Genomic DNA, 22,411 nt, shown 5'->3' with positions numbered 1-22,411 from the left:
CCTCCAAAGGTTTTCCCATGAATGTTGCCGTTCCTCCCGCCCCCGATACCGTGGCCGATCTGCGCTGCGATGTCGCCATCGTGGGCGGAGGCCCTGCCGGGCTCATGGCCGCCGAAGTGCTGGCCCATGCAGGCGTGGTGGTCCATCTGTTCGACGCCATGCCCTCGGTGGGGCGCAAGTTCCTGCTGGCCGGCAAAGGGGGGCTGAACCTTACGCACTCCGAGCCCCATGCGCCGTTTGCCACCCGTTTTGCAGAGCGCCAGCCGCAGGTTGAACCCTGGCTCACCGCGTTTGGCGGGCCCGAGATCCGCGCCTGGGCGCAGGGGCTGGGGGTGGAGACCTTTGTGGGCACGTCGGGCCGGGTTTTTCCCTCCGACATGAAAGCGGCGCCGTTGCTGCGCGCCTGGCTGCAGCGCTTGCGGGGGCAGGGTGTGCTGTTCCACATGCGGCACCGCTGGCTGGGTTGGGCGGGCGATGGTGCGCTGCGCTTTGCCGCGCCATCCGGCGACGACAGGGTGGTGCATGCGCGCGCCGTGGTGCTGGCGCTGGGTGGGGGAAGCTGGGCACGCCTGGGTTCGGACGGCGCCTGGGTGCCCTTTCTGGCCGAGCGCGGGATTGCCGTGGCACCACTGCGCCCCGCCAATTGCGGTTTCGACGTGCTGCGTGGCGACGTGCCTGCGGGCGAGACACGCCGCGCGTTCCTGCAGGAACTCATTGGCCGCACGCCTGAGCCCGCTACAGGCTGGACGCCCCACTTTGCCGAGCGTTTTGCGGGCCAGCCCTTCAAGACGGTGGCGCTCGCATTGACCGACAGCCAGGGCCGCACCTTCAACCGGCGGGGCGAATTCGTGGCCACCGCGACGGGCGTCGAGGGCAGCCTGGTCTATGCCGCGTCGCACCTGCTGCGCGACGAGATCGAGGCGCACGGCCATGCCACTTTCCATCTGGATTTGCTGCCCGACCACACGCCCGAACGCGTGCTGATGGAGGTGCGCCATCCACGCGGATCACGCTCGTTGTCCAGCCACCTCAAGAGCCGCCTGGGGCTGGATGGCATCAAGGCGGGCATCCTGTACGAACACCTGGGCAAGGACGGTGTGAACGACCCGGTGGCGCTGGCCCATGCGATCAAGGCACTGCCGATCACGGTGATTGCCGCTCGCCCTCTGGACGAGGCCATCAGTACCGCAGGCGGCGTGGCTTTTGAAGCGCTCGATGCCCACCTCATGGCCACCGCTGCACCCGGCGTGTTCTGCGCGGGCGAAATGCTGGACTGGGAGGCTCCCACAGGGGGCTACCTGATCACGGCCAGCATGGCCAGCGGCCGCGTGGCGGGCGAGGGCGCGCTGCGCTGGCTGGCGCAAGGCGCTTAAAGAAGACCTGCCGTCAGCACCTGGCGCACTGTCAACGCCAGTGCCACCGTGGATCCGGCTTTACCGGTCCACTGGAGGCATCCCCTTTCGGGGGAAGGCGCGAAGCGTCTCAGGGGTCAGAACTTGGCGCGGTAGTACAACATGGGCCCGCCTTTGCGCGCCCGCAGCACCAGTCGGGATCCGCCCTGCAATTGCACGCCCACAGCGCCAAACTCGGGCACCAGACCCCCGGTGCGGGAGGATGCCCACTGCACCTCCATCCGGGTTCCGTACATCGGCGGCTGCGACTGCCAGATCATGCCCATGGCATCCTGGGGCTGGTTCCATTGGGGCGCGCGCGCCCAGGCTGTAATGTCCAGATGGTGCCCGCTGTCGAGGCGGGACCGCCAACGCACCCCCAAGTCCAAACTCGCGGGCACCATAGCGCCCGCTGTGAGGGGGGCTGCGCCAGCAGATGGGGCGGGTGCGGTCATGCCCAGCAGCAGCCCGAAACTGCTCCGCGCATCGGGCGATGCGAGCGATTCGGGCGAACCTGGCGTGAACCAGCGTGTCATGCCGATCTGCTGTGTGCTGTGGACGCTGCTGCCCGTGTGGACCGCTCCCGTCGTCTGCCAGAAAGGCGTCTCGCCCAGACTGGGCAGCACGACACTGTTCAATTCATAGGTGGATGAAGACCGGCTGCTGGCTTCTTGTTGCAGGCTGGCCCAGGCTTCGTCGGCAAACCGCAGGCCGCGCGGATCGGCTCCCCATGCTGCACTGGCTGTTGCGAGACTCAAACCGACCACCAGCGCGCCGTGGCGGTAAGGAATCACTGGCGAAATTCGGCGGGTTGACATGGCAGCACCCGATGAAAATAAAGGATGAAGCGATGCAACAAAGTGTGCGCTTTCCACCGGGGTTGTGCAATCCGGCACACCGCAAAACGGTGTCGGACAGCGCTGACAGGAGGCCAAAGGCTGCCCTGGCCCGCAGGACAGATGTCGGGCCGAATGAAAGTGGGGAGGGGGTGGGCGCGAACATGGCGCCGGGACCATTGCGCAGGCGCGCAACGGCACCGAAAAAAGAAGTTGACGAGCCTTACCCCCGGCACTGACTCCACAGTTAGGGCTGCTTGGTTCCCCACCTGACCCGGTTGGCCGCTTCACCATGCGGGGAGGCCCGTCACCTGCGATTGTACGACGGATGCGGACGCACTTTTCTGAACAGCCCCGTTGCCCGGGATGCCGAAAGGACACCCGGCCCAGCCCGTAGAATCTGCCGGATGTCCTACCTCGTGCTCGCCCGCAAGTACCGTCCCCGCAATTTCACCGAAATGGTGGGGCAGGAGCACGTGGTGCAGGCCTTGACCAACGCGCTCACCCAGCAGCGCCTGCACCACGCCTACCTGTTCACGGGCACGCGGGGCGTGGGCAAGACCACGGTGTCGCGCATTCTGGCCAAGTCCCTCAACTGCCAGGGGCCAGACGGGCAGGGCGGCATCACCGCCACGCCGTGTGGCGTCTGCTCGGCCTGCACAGACATCGACAGCGGTCGCTTCCCCGACTACACCGAACTTGACGCGGCCTCCAACCGGGGTGTGGACGAGGTGCAAAGCCTGCTGGAGCAGGCCGTCTATAAGCCTGTGCAAGGGCGCTTCAAGGTCTTCATGATCGACGAAGTGCACATGCTCACGAACACGGCGTTCAACGCCATGCTCAAGACGCTGGAAGAGCCGCCCGAATACCTCAAGTTTGTGCTGGCCACAACCGACCCGCAGAAGGTGCCAGTCACGGTGTTGAGTCGCTGCCTTCAGTTCAATCTGCGCCCCATGGCGCCAGAGACCGTGTTGTCGCACCTCACGCAGGTGCTGGCGTCGGAGAACGTGTCGTCCGAGCCCCAGGCCCTGCGCCTGCTCTCGCGCGCTGCGCGGGGCTCCATGCGCGATGCGCTGTCGCTCACCGACCAGGCCATCGCCTTCGGCAGTGGCCAGTTGCAGGAAGCCGCCGTGCGGCAGATGCTGGGTGCGGTGGACCGTTCCTACGTGTTCCGGCTAATTGATGCGCTCGCCCAGGGCGATGGCAAGACGGTGGTGGAAACCTCGGACACGCTGCGCCTCAACGGCCTGTCTGCCGCTTCCACGCTGGAAGAAATGAGCGCCGTGCTGCAGCGCATGGCCGTGTTCCAGGCCGTGCCCCAGATGGCTGGGGCCGTGGATGCCGATGACCCCGAAGCGGCAGAAACAGCCCGCCTGGCTGCGTTGATGCCTGCCGACGAAACCCAGCTGCTCTACAGCCTGTGCCTGCACGGGCGTGGTGAGCTGGGCCTGGCGCCGGATGAGTACGCGGCACTGACCATGGTGCTGCTGCGCTTGTTGGCGTTCAAGCCTGCGGGCGAGTCGGCTGAAAAAAAAACTCTGACGCGGGCTGAAACCGCGCCTTCCGGTTCTGCAACGGCGGTTTCTGCGGCACCTGCAGCAGTGGCTGTCGCTGTGCCAGCGTCCGTGGTTCGAACGGCGGTGGCTCCTGCACCGCAGGCTCTTTCGGTGGACGCTGCGCCTGTGCCCCCTGCGCAAGCGGCTTCACCCGCAGCAGCGGTGGCAGCCGCAGGCTTGGCACCGCCAGTGGTGCAAGACCTGTCTTCCGAACCTGCCGATTCCTCTGAACCGCCTCCCTGGCCGGGCTCGGACGAGCCGGGCTCCGTGCCTCCTATGAGTTCAGCCGCCACGGTGCTCCCGGTGCGGACACCCGAGAGGTTTGAAAGAAATCAGCCTCCAGCGCAATATCAACAAGCGCAAGGTGCTCCTGAATTTGTAGCGATTCCGGTGCGTGAATCGCCTGAGCCGGGTGAACGGCTGCAACCGCTGCCGCTCTCTGCCCCCACGCCCGTTTCTGCGCGCTATACGCCCACGGAAGAAGGCGATGTCTGGCACGCCACCGTGCGGCAGATGGTGGTGGCAGAGTCGATTACCGCCCTGGTGCGTGAGCTGGCCCTGCAGTCGCAACTGGTGGCGCGCGACGGGGGCCACTGGCTGCTGCGTGTGGAGCGTGAGTCCCTGAACCAGCCCACCGCACGCGAGCGCCTGCGCGCCGCGCTGGAGGCTGCCGGCCACGCCACCCAGATCACGGTGGAAGTGGGTGTTGTCATCGACAGCCCCGCCCGCCGCAACGCCGCTGCCGCTGCCGAGCGCCAGCGCCGCGCAGAAGAAATCGTGAACAACGATCCCTTTGTGCAATCGCTGATGCGTGACTACGGCGCGAGAATCGTGCCGGGCAGCATCAAGCCTGCATGATGACCCGCTGCACGCCCTCTCATTGCGTACTTGTATCCAACGATAGAAACTGAAAAGGAAACCACACCATGTTCAACAAAGGACAACTCGCCGGCCTCATGAAGCAAGCCCAGGCGATGCAGGACAACCTCAAGAAGGCGCAGGATGAACTGGCCTTCATCGAGGTGGAAGGTGAATCGGGTGCCGGCCTGGTGAAGGTGCTGATGACCTGCAAACACGACGTCAAGCGCATCACCATCGATCCGAGCCTGCTGGCCGAAGACAAGGACATGCTGGAAGACCTCGTGGCGGCGGCGTTCAATGCGGCGGTGCGCAAGGCGGAGGAAACTTCGGCGGAGAAGATGGGCAAGCTGACGCAAGGGATGCCAGGCCTCCCCGGCGGCATGAAATTCCCCTTCTGAGGCTGGCTATCGAGCGGGCGATCTGCGTCGTTGGGCGGTGCTCGGAATCCTCACTTACTTCAAGTACGTTCCGGTTCCTGTGCTCCGTCCGCCTAGCAGCTCATCCCGCTCGCTACGCCCGTGAAGGCGGGGTGTGAATACCGGGTTCAGCGAGACCTTTTTTGTTGTTTGTTCGTGGTGGCGAGCTTGCGAGGGGCGAAGCCTCTTCTCCACACAACCGTTCGGGCTGAGCTTGTCGAAGCCGTCCTGCCGCTACAAGCGCCCCAAGTTTTTCCAGATTTCCATCCCAACCAATGTCCACCACCGATTCCCTCGACGTTTTGATCCAGGCGCTGCGCCGGTTGCCGGGGGTGGGGATCAAGTCTGCGCAGCGCATGGCGTTCCATCTGCTGCAGCACGACCGCGAGGGGGCGCAGGTGTTGTCGCAGGCGCTGCACGAGGCCGCGGGGTTGGTGCACCACTGTGCCCGCTGCCACACGTTCACTGAGGCCGAGGTCTGCAGCACCTGTCTGGACCCAGCGCGTGATGCCACGCGCCTGTGTGTGGTGGAGACGCCGGCAGACCAGTCGGCCCTGGAGCGTACGGGCGCGTTCAAGGGGCTTTATTTCGTGCTCATGGGGCGGCTCAGTCCGCTGGATGGCATCGGCCCCAAGGAGATTGGCCTGCAAAAGCTCATGGACCGGGCCACCGACGGCACCGTGCAGGAGGTCATCCTGGCGACCAATTTCAATGCCGAGGGCGAGGCCACGGCCCATGTGATCAGCGAGGCGCTCAAGAGCCGGGGGCTGCATGTGACACGGCTGGCGCGTGGTGTGCCCGTGGGCAGCGAGCTGGAGTATGTGGACCTGGGCACGATTGCGCATGCACTGGTGGACCGCCGGTAGTCAGTTCACGGAACCAGGGGTCCACGGCGGCTAGAATACTCACAATTTAATAGCTGCTAGCGCTTATGTATCAAGCGCTGGAGCCAAAAAAGGCTTAAAAATGAATACCACCATGCATGTTGCACGGTTCACAGTGGCTTACTGGTGCGTGCTGATCGCGGCCCTGCTTCCCATTGGCTGCGCCTGGCTCGCCAAGAGCGGCAGCCTGGGCAAGTCGCGCAAGGACGGCGGTTTTGACAACCACGATCCCCGCGCCTGGATGGCCCGGCAGACGGACTGGCGGGCCCGCGCCAATGCGGCGCAGGCCAACAGTTTCGAGGCCTTGCCGTTCTTCATCGGTGCCGTGATCATTGCGCACCTGCTGGGGGCGGGGCAGACGTTGCTGGACATCCTGGCGCTTTTGTATGTGATGCTGCGCATCTTCTACATCATGATGTACGTGTCCGACATGCCCACCGTGCGCAGTGCGGTCTGGGCCGGGGCGCTGCTGGTCAACATTGGCATCCTGTTTCTCGGCTACCGCTGACCCTCGTCGGCTTGGCCCTTGAATGGGCTGTGGCTCTTTTTGCGGGGCTGTTGCGTCCCGTTTCTATAGATTTTTAAACCCTGGTAAGTAGAAACCCGCTGGGATTCCCCCTGATGCGGGCTTGCTGGCTCTGCGGCACGATTGTTGCAATGCAGCATTGCAATTTTCACTGATTTTCATGACCCGTCCTTTACTCACTCGCCGCGCCTTTGGTGCCGTGTCTGCCCTGTCGGCGGCGGGGGTGTTTGCGCCTGCCATGGTGCGGGCGCAGGTGGACGGCGCAGCACTGGGCAGCGTCACCATCGCCGTGGGTGGGCAGGGCGTGCTCTACCACCTGCCGCTGGCGCTGGCCGACCAACTGGGCTACTTCCGGGCGGAAGGGCTGGACGTGACGGTGCGCGATTTTTCGGCAGGTGCACTGGCGCTGCAGGCGGTGCAGGACGGCGTGGCGGATGTCTGTGCCGGGGCTTTCGAGCACACCATCCGGCAGCAGGTGCGGGGCCAGGCCTATCGGTCGCTGGTGGTGCAGGGGCGTGCGCCCCAGCTGGCGTTGGGGGTTTCGCTGCGCTCGCTGCCTGCCTACAAGGATCTGGCGGATTTGGGGGGGCGACGACTTGGTGTGTCGTCCGTGGGTTCGTCCACGCACCTCGCGGCCAGCCTGGTGCTGGCGCGGGCAGGCCTGGGCCCACGCGACGTGGCATTTGTCGGCGTGGGTTCGGGCATGGCCGCGATGAACGCTCTGCGTTCCGGCCAGGTGCACGCGCTGTGCCATGCCGACCCCATCATGACGCTGCTGGAGCAAAAGGCAGACACACGCATTGCCGGCGACATGCGTTCGCTCAAGGCCGCACAGGAGATGTTTGGCGGCGCCATGCCTGCCAGCTGCCTTTATGCACCGCAAGCCTTCCTGCAAAAACATGCCGCACAGGCACAGGCGCTGGCCAACGGCATCGTGCATGCCCTCAAGTGGTTGCAGACGGCGGGACCTGCAGACATCGTCAAGGCGGTGCCCGCGGGCTATCTGATGGGAGACCGGGGGTTGTACCTGGCCGCCTTCAGCCGCGTGCGCGAGACCTATTCGACCCATGGGATGATGCCCGACGATGGCGCGGCCACGGCCTTGCGCGTGTTGTCGCGGGTGCACCCCGAGCTGGCGGATTTCAAGGTGGAGCTGACTCGCACCTACACCAACGACTTTGTGCGCAAGGCGCGGCAGAAATTCAACGTCTGAATGCGAGGCGCCCCTTGGGGGCGCTTGGAGCTGGCCGCTGGCGTGCCGGTGGGTTCGCCAGAGCCTTGGATGTTGAAGTGAGGCCGCGCACTTCCGGTGGCGGTGCGGGCATTCGGGTCGGGAAGATGGCTTACATTCGTCGGCGTTCGGTTTGCCGTAGCCTCGGCCTACCAGTCACCTACCCCACAAGGATTGCACCATGTCTTTTACCCTCAGCGTCGGCCCACTCGTCTCCTTGATCGCGGGCATCCTCATCCTCGTCATGCCCCGTCTGCTCAGCACCATCGTGGCGCTGTATCTCATCATCATGGGCATCCTGGGGCTGCTGGGCATGCACTCCCTGAAGTTCTGAGGCTGGTTCTCGGCACGCCTCTCGCGCTTCGTCTGTGGCGTTTCAGCGGCGCTTGACCTTGGAGGGCGTGCCTCCACGGCGCACCGGCGCCTCGGCTGCGCGCTTGCCTGCAGCGCCGGAGCGCGCCACCGGCGTGCGTGCGTTCCGTGCCTGCGGGGCGGCCTGCCGAACGGGCAGATACACCACCACCTGCTGGCCTACCTTGAAGGCCGCCGTCGCGCGCACATCGTTCCAGTCCGCCACGTTGGCCGCCGTGAGCTTGTAGCGCCGGGCAATGCTGGCCACGGTCTCGCCCTTGCCGGCCTTCACCGTCGTGCGGCGGGTGACGATCTCTGGCGAGAAAGCGACCTGACCATTGTCTGCCAGGTGGGAGGACACATCCTGGCGAATGGCGGACGAACGCGGGATCATGAGTGCCGAACCCGCCTTGATCAGCATGCGCGGGGGAATGTTGTTGATGCTGCGCAGGTCGTTCTCGCTCATGCCCGCCCGCTGGGCGGCCTCAGCCACCGTCATCGTGGACGGCACGGACCACACGGTCCAGCTGGCATATTGCCCCTCGCGGCGCGCTTCAAGGTTGCGCTGGAACACCTTGGCGTTGTCCCAGGGCAGCAGGACTTGTGGCGTGCCTGCTGCCAGGATCACCGGTTTGTTGAAGGACGGGTTCAATGCCCGGAAGTCCTCTTCGCGCACGCCGGCCAGCGTGGCGACCAGGGCCACGTCGATGTCGTGGGTGATGTCCACCGTCTGGAAATAGGGGTGGTTTTCGATGAGTGGCAACTCGGTGCGGAAGGCCTCGGGATTCGCGACGATGTTCTTGACGGCCTGCAGCTTGGGCACATACATGCGGGTTTCAGCCGGCATGTTCAGGTCGGTGTAGCTGGTGCCCAGTCCCTGCTTCTGGTTGCGGGCAATGGCCCGTCCCACGCTGCCTTCGCCCCAGTTGTAGGCGGCCAGGGCCAGGTGCCAGTCGCCGAACATGCCGTGGAGCTTTTGCAGGTAGTCGAGCGCGGCGCGTGTGGATGCGAGCACATCGCGGCGGTCATCGCGGAACGCGTTCTGCTTGAGGTCGAAATAGTTGCCCGTGGCGGGCATGAACTGCCACATGCCAGCCGCCTTGGCGCTGGAGACAGCCTGGGGGTTGAACGCGCTTTCGATGTAGGGCAGCAGCGCCAGCTCGGTGGGCATGCCGCGCCGCTCCAGCTCTTCAACGATGTGGAACAGGTACTTGCTGGAGCGCTCGGTCATGCGCTGCATGTAGTCGGGGCGCGTGGCATACCATTGCTCGCGGTCCTGCACCAGTTCATGCTGCAGGTCTGGCATCGCAAAGCCCCGGCGGATGCGGTCCCACAGGTCGGCGGGGGTCGAAAGCGATGCGACCTCGCCACTGGCAGCCTGCGCTGCCGTAATCGGCCTGAGCGGGCCGTTGGGAATGACGGGGGTGTGGGAGGTCCGGGGTGGGGCGCCGGTGGAGGAAGAAGGGGCGGTGCCAGCTGCGCTGTCCTGCGAAGGCCCGGTGGTGGCGCAGCCCGTGAGCCAGAGCGCGCAAGCCAGGCAGGCGATGTGCAAAATTTTCATCGAAACTCGTTTTTCCATTGGCGCAGTGCGGCCAGTACCGCCACTGCATCGTCTTGATTCACCTGCGTGTCGTAGCCTTGGGCGGCTTGGGCCACCGCAGGTTGACGCACGCGCAGGAAGGGGTTGATGTCTCGCTCCAGGGCCATGCGCGACGGCAGTGTGGGCTGTTGGCTGGCCCGCAGTGCCTCGCATTGGTGGTTGTAGTGGAGCAATGCCGCATTGCCGGGTTCCACGGCCCGGGCAAATTTCAGGTTGGAGAGCGTGTACTCGTGCGTGCAGCATACGCGGGTGTTCCCCGGCAACGCTGCGAGCTGGTCCAGGGAGTCCAGCATCTGGGCGGGCGTGCCTTCAAACAGCCGGCCACAGCCGCCCGAAAAAAGTGTGTCGCCGCAGAACAGCAGGGGCGCACCGTCGATGTCGGGGCAGTAGTAGGCAATGTGGCCGGCGGTGTGGCCCGGCACGTCGATGACTTCAAAGCGCAGCCCCAGCGTTTCCACCGCATCGCCGTGCGCCAGGCGGTGCAGCGGCTCGGGAATTTTTTCGCGGGCGGGGCCATAGACCGTGGCGCCAGTGGCGTTGCGCAGGGCATCCACGCCGCCGACATGATCGGCATGGTGGTGCGTGACTAGAATGGTCCGCAACTGCACACCAAGGTGCTGCAGGGCCTGCAGTACGGGCGCGGAATCTCCCGGGTCCACGACGATCGCCTGGCGGCCGTCATGCAGCATCCAGATGTAGTTGTCGGTAAAGGCGGGTAGCGGCAGCAAGTTCATGAGCGATCAAATTATAGGTTTGCACCACTGGTTCGATTCCCCGCCGGGCCGGTACCTGCTGGCGTGGGAGCAGGCGCGCTTCGACGAAGCGGTGGCAGATATCTTTGGGTACCACAGCCTGCAGCTCGGAATGCCCCTGCTGGATGGCCTGCGTGCCAACCGCATGCCCCACCAGTGGCTGGCGCTGGGGCAGGAGGCGGTGCAGGGTTCCATCGCCTTTCTGGAGACCGGTAACGGCGACGCCCCCCTGCAGCGCCGCGCGGTGGATCTGCTGACGGAGCCCGTGGCCTTGCCGTTTGCGGAGGCCAGCCTCGATCTGCTGGTGCTGCCCCATACCCTGGAGCTGAGCATGGACCCCCATGCGGCCCTGCGCGAAGTGGAGCGGGTGCTGGTGCCCGAGGGGCGGGTGGTCATCAGCGGGCTGAACCCCACGAGCCTGTGGGGATTGCGCCGGTGGCGTGCGCGCATGTACCAGCGCATGGGCAAGGGCACGCTGTACCTGCCCGACGTGGGCGAGTTCATTGGCTACCGGCGCCTGCGCGACTGGCTCAGGCTTTTGAGTTTCGAGGTCGAGTCGGCCCAGTTTGGCTGTTATCGTCCAGCGGTGCGCAGCACCCAGTGGCTGGAGCGTTTTGGCTTCATGGACCCCCTGGGCGAGCGGTGGTGGCCCATTTTTGGCGCGGCCTATTTTCTGGTTGCGGTCAAGCGGGTCCATGGCATGCGTTTGCTGGAACCCGCCTGGCGGTCCACCCGGCAGCGGTCCGCAGCCACAGTGCCCATTGCCAACCGCGCCGGCCCGGTGGGGGCAACGGGCCGCACCTCCCGCCTATTCACAGGCAGCGATGACAGAGACAGGAACACAGTTTGAACCAGGTAGAGATATACACAGATGGCGCCTGCAAGGGCAATCCGGGCCCCGGAGGGTGGGGTGCATGGTTGCGCTCGGGATCAACGGAAAAAGAGCTTTTTGGTGGAGAGCTGGGCACCACCAACAACCGCATGGAGCTGATGGCCGTGATCGAGGCGCTCTCCGCCCTCAAGCGGCCCTGTGCCGTGACGTTGTACCTGGACAGCGAATATGTGCGCAAGGGCATCACCGAGTGGATCCATGGCTGGAAAGCCAAGGGCTGGCGCACGGCTTCCAAGCAGCCGGTCAAGAACGTGGAGCTGTGGCAGCGGCTGGATGCCCTCGTGAGCACGGGTGGACACCGCATCGAATGGCGGTGGGTGAAAGGGCATTCTGGCGATCCTGGCAACGAGCGTGCCGATGCGCTGGCCAACCGGGGCGTGGACAAGGCCCTGGGGCGCGCGTGATCGCCGGCGTATGCCAAAGCGCAGCGCGGCGGCGTTTCTGCGCCACAAGCCCCTTCGGGGGCTTTTTTTGTTTCTGCAGCATGTAAAGCCTGCGTAAATCTGCCGCAATTGCCCTTGGGGTCATACCGTGGTTGGATGCAGCGCAAGACACGCACTGATACATTGTTTGATTGCGCTCCCCACACTACCCGCTTTCATTGACCCATGGCGTCCAAGAACAAATACATCGTTTTCGCTGTCATCGGCATCGCTGCCGCATCGGGCGCTGCCTGGTGGCTTCAAAAACCGGCGCAGTCCCCGCGCAGCGAGTCGTTAGCGCCCGGTGCAGGGGGCAATGCACCCGCCGGCGCTGCAGCCAAGGGAGGGGGCGCTGGCCGCCCCGTGGCGGTGGAGGCCGTGGCTGTGCGGCAGATGGCGCTGCGCGACGATGCCGAAGCGGTGGGAAGTCTCAAATCGCGCCAAAGCGTGGTGCTGCGCCCCGAGGTGAGCGGGCGCATCACGGCGCTCAATTTCCGCGATGGTGAGCGCGTGCGGCGCGGGCAGGTGCTGGTGCAGTTTGACGACCAGTTGCCCCGCGCCCAGGTCCAGCAGAGCCAGGCCGAACTGTCAATTGCGCAGGCCAACCACAAACGCAACCAGGAGCTGGTGGCCCAGGGCTTCATCAGCCAGCGTTCGGTCGATGAAAGCGCTGCCAACCTCGAAGTGGCGCGGGCCAAGCTGTCCCTGGCGCAGGCCACGGCCTCACGCCTGAAGATCGTGGCGCCGTTTGACGGCATTGCTGGTATTCGCGGCGTGAACGTAGGCGACTACCTGAAAGATGGCGCCGACATCGTCAATGTCGAAGACCTGGACGCGGTCTACGTGGACTTCCGCCTGCCCGAGCGCCTGCAGAACAAGGTCCGCACGGGCCAGACCGCCCAGGTGGTGTTCGACGCCTTGCCGGGCGTGCGCTACAGCGCCGTGGTGCAGGCCATCAACCCCCAGATTGACACCGACGGCCGCGCTGTGGCGGTTCGCGGCTGCATCGACAACCGGCGCCTGCAACTGCGCCCCGGCATGTTTGCGCGCGTGACGGCGGTGTTCTCGGAGCGCAGCAATGCCCGCGTGATCCCCGAGGAGGCCGTGGTGCCCGACGGCAGCAGCCCCTATGTGCTCAAGATCGTCGATGGCAAGGAGCCCGGCAGCCGCGCGACCCAGCGCACCCCCGTCAAGCTGGGGGCCCGCACCCCGGGTTTTGTGGAGGTGGTGGATGGCCTGGCCCTGGGAGACATGGTGGTCACCGCAGGGCAGCAGCGCATCCAGAAGGACGGAACCGTGGTGCGTGTGGTGGAGCTGGGCAAGCCGGGCAATGGTGCGTCGCCGTCGCCATCACCTGCGCGCGCTGCATCTGGAGCGGCAGTGACAATGGGCGCAGCCAGTGCTGGCAGTGCGGTAGCGGCAGCTGATGCACCGGTGCCCACGGCGGCCGACACCGCCGGCGGCCCCCGCGCGGCGGCGCAGCCGATGGCTGCAGCACCCGTGGCCGCCACTACCACTACTGCAGCATCGCCCAATGCCGTCGTGGCTCCGTTGCCTGGCCCCAACCCTTGCCAGCCTGCAGGCACGCCCAGCCGGGCACCACAAGGCAGCCCACGCCATCCCGCGTGATCGATGAAGTTCCAGGACTGCCATGCAACTCGCTGAAATATCGATACGCCGACCGGTCTTTGCGACCGTGTTGTCGCTGCTGGTGCTGCTGATTGGTGCCGTGAGCTTCACGCGCCTTTCGGTGCGCGAATACCCCAAGATCGATGAGCCCGTGGTCACGGTGAGCGTGCGTTATGCAGGCGCATCGGCCGAGGTGATCGAATCGCAGGTCACCAAGCCGCTGGAGGATTCCATCGCCGGTATCGATGCGGTGGATGTGATCACCTCCATCAGCCGCGCGGAGCAGAGCCAGATCAGCGTGCGCTTTCGACTCGAAAAAGACGCGGACAACGCCGCCGCCGAGGTGCGCGACCGCACTGCACGGGTGCGCAACCGCCTGCCAGACGCAGTGGACGAGCCCGTGATCGCCAAGGTGGAGGCCGATGCCTCGCCCGTGATGTGGCTGGCCTTCAGCAGCGACACACGCACACCGCTCGAGATCAACGACCTCATCAACCGCATCGTCAAGCCCCGGCTGCAGACGGTGACCGGTGTGGCCGATGTGCCCATCTATGGCGAGCGCAAATACGCCATGCGCGTGTGGCTCGACCCGGAGCGCATGGCGGGCTACCGCCTGACCACGCAGGATGTGGAAGACGCCATCCGCCGCAACAACCTGGAGCTGCCTGCAGGCCGCATCGAGTCGCAGCAACGCGAGTTCAGCGTCACCTCGCAGACTGACCTGGCCACGCCGTCGCAGTTTTCCGAGGTGGTGATCCGCACCGTGAACGGCTTTCCGGTGCGCATCCGTGACGTGGCCAAGGTGGAGGAAGGGGCCGCCAGCGACCGCAGCCGGGTGCGCCTGAACGGGCGCGAGGCCATTTCGGTGGGCGTGATCCGCCAGGCCACGGCCAACCCGCTGGAACTGGCGCAGGGTGTGCGCGCCATGCTGCCCACGCTCAAGGCCGACCTGCCACCGGACATCGGCATCGACATTGCCAACGACAACTCCCTGTTCATCGACCGCTCGATCAAAAGCGTGTACAGCACCATTGCCGAGGCCGTGGTGCTGGTGGCCTTGGTGATCTTTGTGTTTTTGCGCACCTTCCGCGCGTCCATCATCCCCATCATCACCATCCCGGTGAGCCTGGTGGGCAGTTTTGCGCTGATGTCGCTGGCCGGGTTTTCCATCAATACGCTCACGCTGCTGGCGCTGGTGCTGGCCATTGGCCTGGTGGTGGACGACGCCATCGTGATGCTGGAGAACATCTACCGCCACATCGAAGAGGGGCTGGACCCCTTCTCGGCCGCCATCAAAGGCGCGCGCGAAATCGGCTTTGCCATCGTGGCCATGACGCTGACGCTGGTGGCGGTGTATGCCCCGCTGGCCTTTACCCCGGGGCGCACCGGCCGGTTGTTTGTGGAGTTTGCCCTGGCATTGGCAGGCGCTGTGGTGGTGTCGGGCTTTGTGGCGCTGACCCTGTCGCCCATGATGTGCTCGCTGCTGCTCAAGCACAACCCCAAGCCCAACTGGTTCGACCGCTCGATGGAGCGCTGGCTCAACGCGCTGTCGGATGCCTATGGCCGCCTGTTGCGGTGGCTGGTCACCGCACGCTGGCGCAGCCAGGGCAGCGAACGTGGTGGTGTGCGCGGCGCCATCTTTCAGGCCCGCTGGATCGTGTTGGCCGTCATGGCCATCAGTGGCGCTGCGCTGGTGGTGGTGTACCCCAGCATGCGGCAAGAGCTTTCGCCCCTGGAAGACCGGGGCACCATCCTGGCCAGCGTGACCGCCCCCGACGGCGCCACGCTGGACTACACCAACCGCTACGCGCTGGAGCTGGAGAAAATCGGCCGCGACTACCCCGAGTTCGACCGGATCTTTGCCAACATCGGCAACCCCACCGTTGCCCAGGGCAGTGTGATTTACCGCACCGTCGATTGGGAAAAACGCAACCGCACCACCCTGGAGCTGGCGCGGGAGCTGCAGCCCAAGGTTTCGGGCCTGCCGGGCGTCAGCGCCTTTCTCATCACGCCGCCATCGCTCGGGCAGGGCTTCCGGGCGCGGCCGCTCACCTATGTGATCCAGACCTCGGACAGCTACGAAAACCTCAATGCCGTCACCAACGCTTTCATGGCCGAAATCTCGCGGAACCCCGGCATCGTGGGGCCCGACGTCGACCTGCGCCTGAACAAGCCCGAGTTGCGCATCGAGGTGAACCGGGAGCGTGCTGCGGACCTGGGGGTGAATGTGGACGTGGTGGCCAAGGCCATCGAAACCATGCTGGGGGGCCGCACCGTGACCCGCTACAAGCGCGATGCCGAGCAATACGATGTGATCGTGCAGACGGCGGCCCGGGGCCGCACCACACCCGAGAACATTGACACCATCTACGTGCGGGGCCGCAATGAATCCATGATTCCCTTGTCCAGCCTGGTCAAGGTGCGCGAGAGCGTGAGCCCGCGCGAGCTGAACCACTTCGGGCAGCGACGCTCGGCCACCATCACGGCCAACCTGTCGCCCGAATACTCGCTGGGCGAGGCGCTGAACTTCATGGACGCCACCGCCGCCAAGGTGCTCAAGCCCGGCTACACCACGGACCTGAACGGCACCTCGCGGGAGTTCAAGAGCTCGCAGGGAGCCTTGGGCATCGTCTTCGTGCTGGCCCTGGTCTTTATTTTCCTGGTGCTGGCGGCGCAGTTCGAGAGCTTCATCGACCCCCTGGTCATCATGGTCTCGGTGCCGCTGTCGATGATTGGCGCATTGCTGGCACTCAAGTGGAGCGGCGGGTCGATCAACGTGTATTCGCAGATTGGCCTGATCACGCTGGTGGGGCTGATCACCAAACACGGCATCTTGATTGTGGAATTCACCAACCAGCTGCGCGAGCAGGGCATGGAGATGGTGGATGCGCTGGTCAAAGCCTCGGCCCAGCGCCTGCGGCCGATTCTGATGACCACGGGCGCCATGGTGCTGGGCGCCATCCCGCTGGCGCTGGCTTCGGGCGCTGGTGCCGAGACGCGCACGCAGATTGGCTGGGTGATTGTGGGCGGCATGTCGCTGGGCACGCTGCTCACCATTTTTGTCGTGCCTACCATGTACACCCTGTTCGCGCGCAAGGCGGTGCCGGGGGCCAACACGGCCGTGGCAGCCGAGGAGCCAGGGCATCCGCTGCATCCACACAATTACGTGGCCAAGTAGCCCTTGGCCCGAGCCAGAGAGCTTGGCGCAAGAAGAATGAAAAGAAGCCCCGCCGGGGCTTCTTTTCATTCAGGGCGTTGGGGGGCTCAGATTGGCGCCCCGTTTGCCGGTAGCGCATCCAGCACATCCTGCAGGGTTTGTGGCCGCACCAGGCGCGCCACCTCTTTTCCGTCCTTCAAAAACACCAGCGTCGGCCACAGCTTGACGCCAAACGTGCGGCCCAGGCGCTGGCCGGGGCCGTCTTCCACCTTGATGTGTGCCACGTCTGCGCGGTCTTTCAGTGCCTGCTCAATGAGGGGCTGTGCACGTTGGCAGTGGCCACACCAGGGGGTACCGAATTCCACCACGGTGGCACCGGGCAGGCGGTCCACGTCATCGCGGGATGGGGGTTGGGCAAGGTGTCGGGCGGCGTAGGGCATAAGTGCAAGATTTCCAAACAAGTGCAAAGGAAAAACCCATTGTGCGGTGCTTCGCCTGCGCGGGGTGCCACGGGCGCGGCACCTGGGAGGGGCGCTGAGCAAGGGCCGCCCCGCAGTGAGGGCGTCGTCCCCCTGGGGGGAAGGCGCGACGCGACTCAGGGGGGGTCAAATGACGCCGTCAAAGACCATCACATCCACCGCATCGCCCACCGCCACATTGCCCTGGCCGTGGTGTAGCACGATGAGCCCATTGGCCTGCACCATGGAACTGAGCACGCCCGAGCCCTGGTTGCCGGTGGTGCACACCTGCAGCGTGCCATCAGCGGCGGTGGTGATGGTGCCGCGCTGGTACTCGGTGCGGCCGGGTTTTTTGCGCAGGGCTTCGGCGCTGGTGGCGCGCACCAGGGGCGGGGCGGTATATGTGCTGCCCATCATGCGCAGCAGGGCGGGGCGCACGAAGGCGAGGAAGGTCACCATCACGGCCACGGGGTTGCCGGGCAAGCCAAACAGCACAGCGCCGCCGTGGGATTGTTTGCTATTATTTTGGTAGCTATTAACGCTTGATGGATAAGCGCTAGGGGCCATTTTTTCTTGACTTTCAGTAGCGACAATGCTCCCTACCGCCATCGGGCGGCCGGGCCGCATCGCGATGCGCCAGAAGGCCACGTCGCCCAGCTTTTTCATCATCGTGCGGGTGTGGTCGGCCTCGCCCACGCTCACGCCGCCGCTGGTGATGATGGCATCGGCGCGCTGTGCGGCGTTCCGAAAGGCCGCCTCCAGCAGTGCCGGCTCATCGCGCACCACGCCCAGGTCGATCACCTCCACGCCCAGGCGGGTGAGCAGGCCGAAGACGGTGTAGCGGTTGCTGTCGTACACGGCGCCTTCGCGCGGTGGCTCGCCCAGGCTCAGGATCTCGTCGCCGGTCGAGAAATACGCCACGCGCAGACGGCGGAACACCGTCACGGTGGGCAGGCCCAGGCTGGCCACCAGGCCCAGGGCGGCAGGGCTGAGCAGCGTGCCCTGGGCCAGCGCCAGACCGCCTTCCATCAGGTCTTCGCCCTTGAAGCGGCGGTTGTCACCGGCCTTCAGTACATCGGCTGCGATGGTGATGTGGCCATCGGCTGCGGCCTTGGTGAACTCCTGCGGCACCACGGTGTCCAGGCCCGTGGGCATGATGGCGCCGGTCATGATCTTCACGCACTCGCCCGCTGCCACGGCGCCCACCCAGGCCTTGCCCGCCAGTGCCGTGCCCACTACCCGCAGTGAGAGGGGCTGCCCTGTAACGAGCCGCGCGCCCGCGAAGGCATAGCCATCCATCGCCGAGTTGTCGTGCGGAGGCACGCTGAGGGGCGAGACCACATCCCGCGCCAGCACGCGGCCCAGGGCGTCGAAGAGGGGGAGCTCTTCGGTGGTGGTCACGGGCTCGACCAGCCGCTGCAGAAACGCATTCACATCGGCAGCGCTCAGGGCCTGCGGGTCGTAGCCTTGCAGCTCGGCGGCAATCTGGGCAATGGTTTTCATGGATCTGTGTCGTTGGAATCAGGGATGAGTACGCGCACCATGTGCAGCTTGTCGAAGCCCACGCCGTCTACCGTGATGGCGTTGGGCAACAGGCCCCAGGCGCGGAACCCGGCCTGCTCGTACAGGTGCACGACGTGCATGTTGGAGGCCGTCACCGTCAGCACCAACTGGGTCAGGCCAGGTACGCGGCGGGCTGCTGCCACACAGGCGGCCACCAGCTGCTGGCCAATGCCCTGGCGCTGCGCACCAGGCGACACCATCATGCCCACCAGCACGGCACAGTGGCGCTGCTTGGTGCGCTGCTCGCGTTCGCAGCCCAGGCAGCCGAGCAACTGGCCTGCGGCATCGAAGGCACCCAGGAAGAACTGGCCCGATTCCACGGTGCCAAAGCGCGCCACATACTCGCTGGCATCGCGGCCCACCGACGATTCATAGTCCGACGTGAACGCATCCGGTGCGGTGCGCAGCGCCTCGTCGCGCAGGGCCTTGTAGGCCACGGCATCTGCGGCGACCAAGGGGCGGATCTGTACGGAACTGATAGCCGTGGTTGGGCGCGCGTTCATGGCGGTTGAAGGGGCGGTCAGGTCTATGAGGCCCGTGAAGCCTGCGGCGCGCTGGTGTTTTCCAGCGAGTGCAGCTCGGCCAGCGTATTGGCGTTGAAGAAGGCCTTGGGGTCATCGCCCGGCTGGTCAAACGCAACGATGGCGCAGCGGTGCTGGGCCGTCCAGGCATCGATCTTGCGGCCGCCGGCCTGGGTGAAGGCGACCAGGCTTTCGAGCAGGTCCACGCGCAGCAGGCAAAACACCGGCTGGGTGCGCACGGTGGCGTGGCCCGTGCCATCGTCCTCGGGCGCTGCGGCCATGGTGATGTCGGCGTCCTGGGCGTCGGCCGCAGCCGCCAGGCGCTGGGCCAGGTCCAGTGGGAACAGGGGGGTGTCGCAGGGCACCGTCAGCAGCCAGGGAGTCTCGCAACGCTCGAGCCCGGTCAGAAAGCCCGCCAGCGGACCAGCGTAGTCGGCCAGTACATCAGGCCACACGGGGGCACCAAACGCCTCGTAGGCTGCGAGGTTGCGGTTGGCATTGACCATGGTGGCGCCGGTCTGCATCTGCAGCCGCATCAGCGTGTGCAGCGCCAGAGGCAGGCCGCGAAAACTCTGAAGGCCTTTGTCGACGCCGCCCATGCGGCTGCCGCGTCCGCCTGCAAGCACGAGGCCGGTGATGTCTTGGGTTTCAATCATGGGGGGGGTGGGCGATGGGTGAAAAGCAGGGCGCTACAGCGGCTGCCGGGCACGCAGCGCGGTCAGTTGCAGGCACGAGAGGACGGCTGTGCAGGCCAGCAGGCCCAGGGACACGGGTCGCGCGAACGCCTCGTGCCCCAGGGCAAAAAACAGGCCGTGGATCGCCACGGTCAAGGCCCCCAGGCAGGGCATGAGCTTGTAGAACGCCAGGGCCGCCGGGCCTTCGCCGCGGGCGACCTGTGCCTGGGCATACAGCACCAGCGCAATGATGGGCAGGTTGAGCAGCAGGTTGACCTGGTTGCCGCCGGGGATGTGGAACAGCTCCCACTCGTGCCAGTACGCGGCATCGATCTGGTGCGTGACCAGGACGGTGGCATTGGCCAGAAACAGGGCGCGGTGCGTGGGTTGAAGGGGCATGGGGTGGGGGTGAGGAAAGGGTGAAGGCCGCAGCCACCCATGGTGCCTTAAAACAATCGGCGCCCGTACCCTGGCGCGGTGCAGGGGCTCCACAGGATCGAGATGCACGGGGGGCTGGCCCCACAGCTAGCCGCCGATATAGCTCATCTCCACCCGCCGCGCGCCGCCTTGCGTGGTGTCCGCAGGCAGGCTGCTGCGCAGTTCCGAATAGCGGTCGCTGCGCTGCTGCCAGATGGGGGCGATGGCCGAGGCAATCGCTTCGTCGCTGGCGCCGCCGCGCAGCAGGGTGCGCAGGTCGTAGCCCTCCGAGGCAAACAGGCACAGGTAGAGCTTGCCTTCCGTGGACAGGCGCGCGCGGTTGCAGTCGTGGCAAAAAGCCTGGGTCACGCTGCTGATCACGCCCACCTCGCCGAGGGCGGGGTCGTATTGGCCCTGGGCATTGGCATAGCCCCAGCGCTCGGCGGTTTCGCCGGGGCTGCTCGGGTCGAGCTGTACCAGCGGCAGCTCGGCGCGCAGCCGTTCGATCAACTCGGCCGAGGGCAGCACCTCGTCCATGCGCCAGCCGTTGGTGGCGCCAACGTCCATGTATTCAATGAACCGCAGCGTGGTGCCCGTGCCGCGAAAGTGGCGTGCCATGGGCAAGATTTCGTGGTCGTTGGTTCCCCGCTTGACCACCATGTTGACCTTGATGTGCGACAGACCCGCCGCATGCGCGGCCTCGATGCCCGCCAGCACGTCAGCCACCGGAAAGTCCACGTCGTTCATGCGGCGAAAGATCGTGTCGTCCAGGCCATCGAGGCTCACCGTCACGCGGTTCAGGCCTGCATCCTTCAGTGCGCGGGCCTTGCGCGCCAACAACGACCCATTGGTGGTCAGCGTGAGGTCGGGTGCCAGGCCGTCCACGGTGCGCAGTTCGGCCAACTGGGCCACCAGCGCTTCCAGGTTCTTGCGCAGCAGGGGCTCGCCGCCCGTCAGGCGGATCTTGCGCACACCATGCGCGAGGAACAGGCGCGCCAGCCGTGTGATCTCTTCAAAGCTCAGCAAGGCGCCGTGGGGCAGGTAGGGGTAGTCCTTGTCGAACACTTCCTTGGGCATGCAGTAGTTGCAGCGGAAGTTGCAGCGGTCCGTCACGCTGATGCGCAGGTCGCGCAGCGGACGGCCCCGGGTGTCGGTGAGCAGGCCCGTGGGGGCCACGGGATGCGTGGGCACCCGCGCCGCCAGAGCGGCGATGCGTTGGTCCACCAGAGGAATCACACGTTCGGCCATGGCGTGATTTTGCCGCATGGGCGCCTGCAGAGGGGGCAAGCCCCTGCGCGCGGAGTTGATCGCGGTCAAGTTTTGCGAAGGCGGTGGTATGGCCCTCCTTTGACATGGCGCAGTGCGTTTTGGATGCTGCATTGCAACAATCTGCACATCCGATTTCAAGGGGATTTCCATGTTGACGCGTGAATTTTCAGCCGATGCCACGCCATGCCAGCGCCGCGTGGCCCTTCAGTGGGTGTCGGCCGGCATTCTGCTGCCCACCTGGGCAACTTGGGCAACAGGGGCCCAGGCGCAGATGGGGTTGTCGGGGGCCATCAACTATGCGGGCTGGTTTCGCGCCCTTTCACAGCGCATGGCCAAGGCCTATTGCCAGCAGTACCTGCAGGTGCTGCCCGGTGCGGCCGTGGATGTGATGGGGTTGGCGCGCAAGATGGTGCAGACGGGCAGCGGTGAACTGGCCAAGGGCATGCAGTCGGGCCAATGGCCCGCAGACGTCGGGCGGCAGCTGGCCGAAGTGCAAAAGCAGTTTGCCCTGCTCAACCAGATGACCTCTGCGCCTGCCACCACCACGGCCTTGGTGGTGGCGGCCTCGGAGCAGGCCGACCGCACGCTGCTCATTGCGCAGGCCGTGACCGAGGCCGTCGAGAAGATGGCACAGGCACCCAGTGCCCGCCTGGTGAACCTGGCGGGCCGCCAGCGCATGCTGTCGCAGCGCCTGGCCAAGAACTACTTTTTGAGTGCTGCCAAGGTGGACTCCAAGGTGGTGCAGGCGCAACTGGCGTCAGACGCAATGGATTTCCGCCAGGCCCTGCAGACGCTGAAGGCGGCGCCCGTCTCCACCCCTTCCATCCGCAACGAGCTGGAGCTGGCCGATTCGCAGTGGCTGTTTTTTGAATCCGCACTGCGCCGCCCTGCCGATGACACAGGGCTGAACGCCGTGGCCACCACCAGCGAGCGGCTGCTGGGGGTGATGGACAAGCTCACCGGCCTGTACGACGCTGCCCTGCGCGAGGTGCTGGGCTGAGAGCC

21 protein-coding genes and 1 other RNA gene are annotated in these 22,411 nt (G+C 65.6%); 12 read left to right on the top strand and 10 right to left on the bottom strand.

Annotated features, from left to right (window positions below; genetic code table 11):
- The first annotated feature begins 17 nt into the window (after positions 1–17).
- Entirely contained in the window at positions 18–1,373 is a 1,356-nt protein-coding gene (locus ASE39_RS05365; protein ID WP_057270476.1) for a TIGR03862 family flavoprotein, read from the top strand.
- A 116-nt stretch (positions 1,374–1,489) separates the two neighbouring features.
- Here ASE39_RS05365 and ASE39_RS05360 read toward each other — a convergent pair whose 3' ends face one another.
- Both ASE39_RS05360 and ffs read right to left on the bottom strand, forming a co-directional pair.
- Positions 1,490–2,209 carry a hypothetical protein gene (locus tag ASE39_RS05360; RefSeq protein ID WP_242421369.1) on the bottom strand — a complete coding sequence of 240 codons (720 nt, stop codon included), beginning with the start codon at positions 2,207–2,209 and terminating at the stop codon, positions 1,490–1,492.
- Between the two features lie 230 nt (positions 2,210–2,439).
- An RNA gene (ffs, locus tag ASE39_RS25670) (signal recognition particle sRNA small type) lies at positions 2,440–2,536 on the bottom strand.
- 98 nt (positions 2,537–2,634) lie between these two features.
- Here ffs and dnaX point away from each other — a divergent pair.
- From dnaX to ASE39_RS25665, 6 genes are all read left to right on the top strand, one after another.
- Positions 2,635–4,641, top strand: a complete 2,007-nt coding sequence (dnaX, locus tag ASE39_RS05355; protein ID WP_057270475.1) for a DNA polymerase III subunit gamma/tau — start codon at positions 2,635–2,637, stop codon at positions 4,639–4,641.
- 68 nt (positions 4,642–4,709) lie between these two features.
- Entirely contained in the window at positions 4,710–5,042 is a 333-nt protein-coding gene (locus ASE39_RS05350) for a YbaB/EbfC family nucleoid-associated protein (protein ID WP_010457931.1), read from the top strand.
- Positions 5,043–5,335: 293 nt separating this feature from the next.
- Entirely contained in the window at positions 5,336–5,926 is a 591-nt protein-coding gene (gene recR, locus ASE39_RS05345; protein WP_057270474.1) for a recombination mediator RecR, read from the top strand.
- Between the two features lie 100 nt (positions 5,927–6,026).
- On the top strand, positions 6,027–6,452 hold the full coding sequence (locus tag ASE39_RS05340; protein ID WP_010457934.1) for an MAPEG family protein: 426 nt from the start codon (positions 6,027–6,029) through the stop codon (positions 6,450–6,452).
- A gap of 178 nt (positions 6,453–6,630) precedes the next feature.
- The gene (locus tag ASE39_RS05335; protein ID WP_029412782.1) at positions 6,631–7,683 is read left to right on the top strand and encodes an ABC transporter substrate-binding protein; all 1,053 of its coding nucleotides are present in this window, start codon (positions 6,631–6,633) and stop codon (positions 7,681–7,683) included.
- A gap of 199 nt (positions 7,684–7,882) precedes the next feature.
- Positions 7,883–8,035: a DUF3096 domain-containing protein gene (locus ASE39_RS25665; protein WP_010457938.1), complete on the top strand. Its 153-nt coding sequence runs from the start codon at positions 7,883–7,885 to the stop codon at positions 8,033–8,035.
- 42 nt (positions 8,036–8,077) lie between these two features.
- On the opposite strand, the gene ASE39_RS05330 is transcribed toward ASE39_RS25665, so the two are convergent.
- On the bottom strand, positions 8,078–9,613 hold the full coding sequence (locus tag ASE39_RS05330; RefSeq protein ID WP_057270473.1) for a transglycosylase SLT domain-containing protein: 1,536 nt from the start codon (positions 9,611–9,613) through the stop codon (positions 8,078–8,080).
- On the bottom strand, positions 9,610–10,386 hold the full coding sequence (gene gloB, locus ASE39_RS05325; RefSeq protein WP_010457941.1) for a hydroxyacylglutathione hydrolase: 777 nt from the start codon (positions 10,384–10,386) through the stop codon (positions 9,610–9,612). The genes ASE39_RS05330 and gloB overlap by 4 nt, the downstream gene beginning before the upstream one ends.
- On the opposite strand from gloB, the gene ASE39_RS05320 reads away from it, so the two are divergent.
- The 4 genes from ASE39_RS05320 to ASE39_RS05305 all read left to right on the top strand — a co-directional run bounded on the left by ASE39_RS05320 (position 10,385) and on the right by ASE39_RS05305 (position 16,525).
- A complete protein-coding gene (locus ASE39_RS05320) occupies positions 10,385–11,254 on the top strand; it encodes a methyltransferase domain-containing protein (RefSeq protein WP_242421368.1) in 870 nt (289 codons plus the stop codon). The genes gloB and ASE39_RS05320 overlap by 2 nt on opposite strands.
- Positions 11,251–11,700: a ribonuclease HI gene (gene rnhA, locus ASE39_RS05315; protein WP_057270471.1), complete on the top strand. Its 450-nt coding sequence runs from the start codon at positions 11,251–11,253 to the stop codon at positions 11,698–11,700. The genes ASE39_RS05320 and rnhA overlap by 4 nt, the downstream gene beginning before the upstream one ends.
- A gap of 204 nt (positions 11,701–11,904) precedes the next feature.
- Positions 11,905–13,347: an efflux RND transporter periplasmic adaptor subunit gene (locus tag ASE39_RS05310; protein ID WP_057270470.1), complete on the top strand. Its 1,443-nt coding sequence runs from the start codon at positions 11,905–11,907 to the stop codon at positions 13,345–13,347.
- Between the two features lie 22 nt (positions 13,348–13,369).
- Complete coding sequence (locus tag ASE39_RS05305) at positions 13,370–16,525, top strand: efflux RND transporter permease subunit (RefSeq protein ID WP_057270469.1); 3,156 nt, start codon at positions 13,370–13,372, stop codon at positions 16,523–16,525.
- 86 nt (positions 16,526–16,611) lie between these two features.
- Here ASE39_RS05305 and ASE39_RS05300 read toward each other — a convergent pair whose 3' ends face one another.
- The 6 genes from ASE39_RS05300 to moaA form a co-directional block, all read right to left on the bottom strand.
- The gene (locus ASE39_RS05300; protein ID WP_010457950.1) at positions 16,612–16,944 is read right to left on the bottom strand and encodes a thioredoxin family protein; all 333 of its coding nucleotides are present in this window, start codon (positions 16,942–16,944) and stop codon (positions 16,612–16,614) included.
- A 165-nt stretch (positions 16,945–17,109) separates the two neighbouring features.
- Positions 17,110–18,465: a gephyrin-like molybdotransferase Glp gene (glp, locus tag ASE39_RS05295; protein WP_057270468.1), complete on the bottom strand. Its 1,356-nt coding sequence runs from the start codon at positions 18,463–18,465 to the stop codon at positions 17,110–17,112.
- Complete coding sequence (locus ASE39_RS05290; RefSeq protein ID WP_057270467.1) at positions 18,462–19,028, bottom strand: GNAT family N-acetyltransferase; 567 nt, start codon at positions 19,026–19,028, stop codon at positions 18,462–18,464. The genes glp and ASE39_RS05290 overlap by 4 nt, the downstream gene beginning before the upstream one ends.
- 23 nt (positions 19,029–19,051) lie before the next feature.
- Positions 19,052–19,702 (bottom strand): molybdenum cofactor guanylyltransferase MobA, encoded by a 651-nt coding sequence (mobA, locus tag ASE39_RS05285; protein WP_057270466.1) that lies wholly within the window; start codon positions 19,700–19,702, stop codon positions 19,052–19,054.
- Positions 19,703–19,735: 33 nt separating this feature from the next.
- On the bottom strand, positions 19,736–20,119 hold the full coding sequence (locus ASE39_RS05280) for a DUF6713 family protein (protein ID WP_057270465.1): 384 nt from the start codon (positions 20,117–20,119) through the stop codon (positions 19,736–19,738).
- A 126-nt stretch (positions 20,120–20,245) separates the two neighbouring features.
- A complete protein-coding gene (gene moaA / locus ASE39_RS05275) occupies positions 20,246–21,385 on the bottom strand; it encodes a GTP 3',8-cyclase MoaA (RefSeq protein WP_057270464.1) in 1,140 nt (379 codons plus the stop codon).
- 169 nt (positions 21,386–21,554) lie between these two features.
- Here moaA and ASE39_RS05270 point away from each other — a divergent pair, with 169 nt between their 5' ends.
- Complete coding sequence (locus ASE39_RS05270) at positions 21,555–22,406, top strand: type IV pili methyl-accepting chemotaxis transducer N-terminal domain-containing protein (RefSeq protein WP_057270463.1); 852 nt, start codon at positions 21,555–21,557, stop codon at positions 22,404–22,406.
- Positions 22,407–22,411: the final 5 nt, after the last annotated feature.

Source organism: Acidovorax sp. Root267 (genome assembly GCF_001429215.1).
In the GTDB taxonomy this organism is placed as follows: Bacteria; Pseudomonadota; Gammaproteobacteria; order Burkholderiales; family Burkholderiaceae_C; genus Acidovorax; species Acidovorax radicis.
Note: the sequence above shows the minus strand (reverse complement) of the source record. Positions and strands in the feature narration are given on the sequence as shown.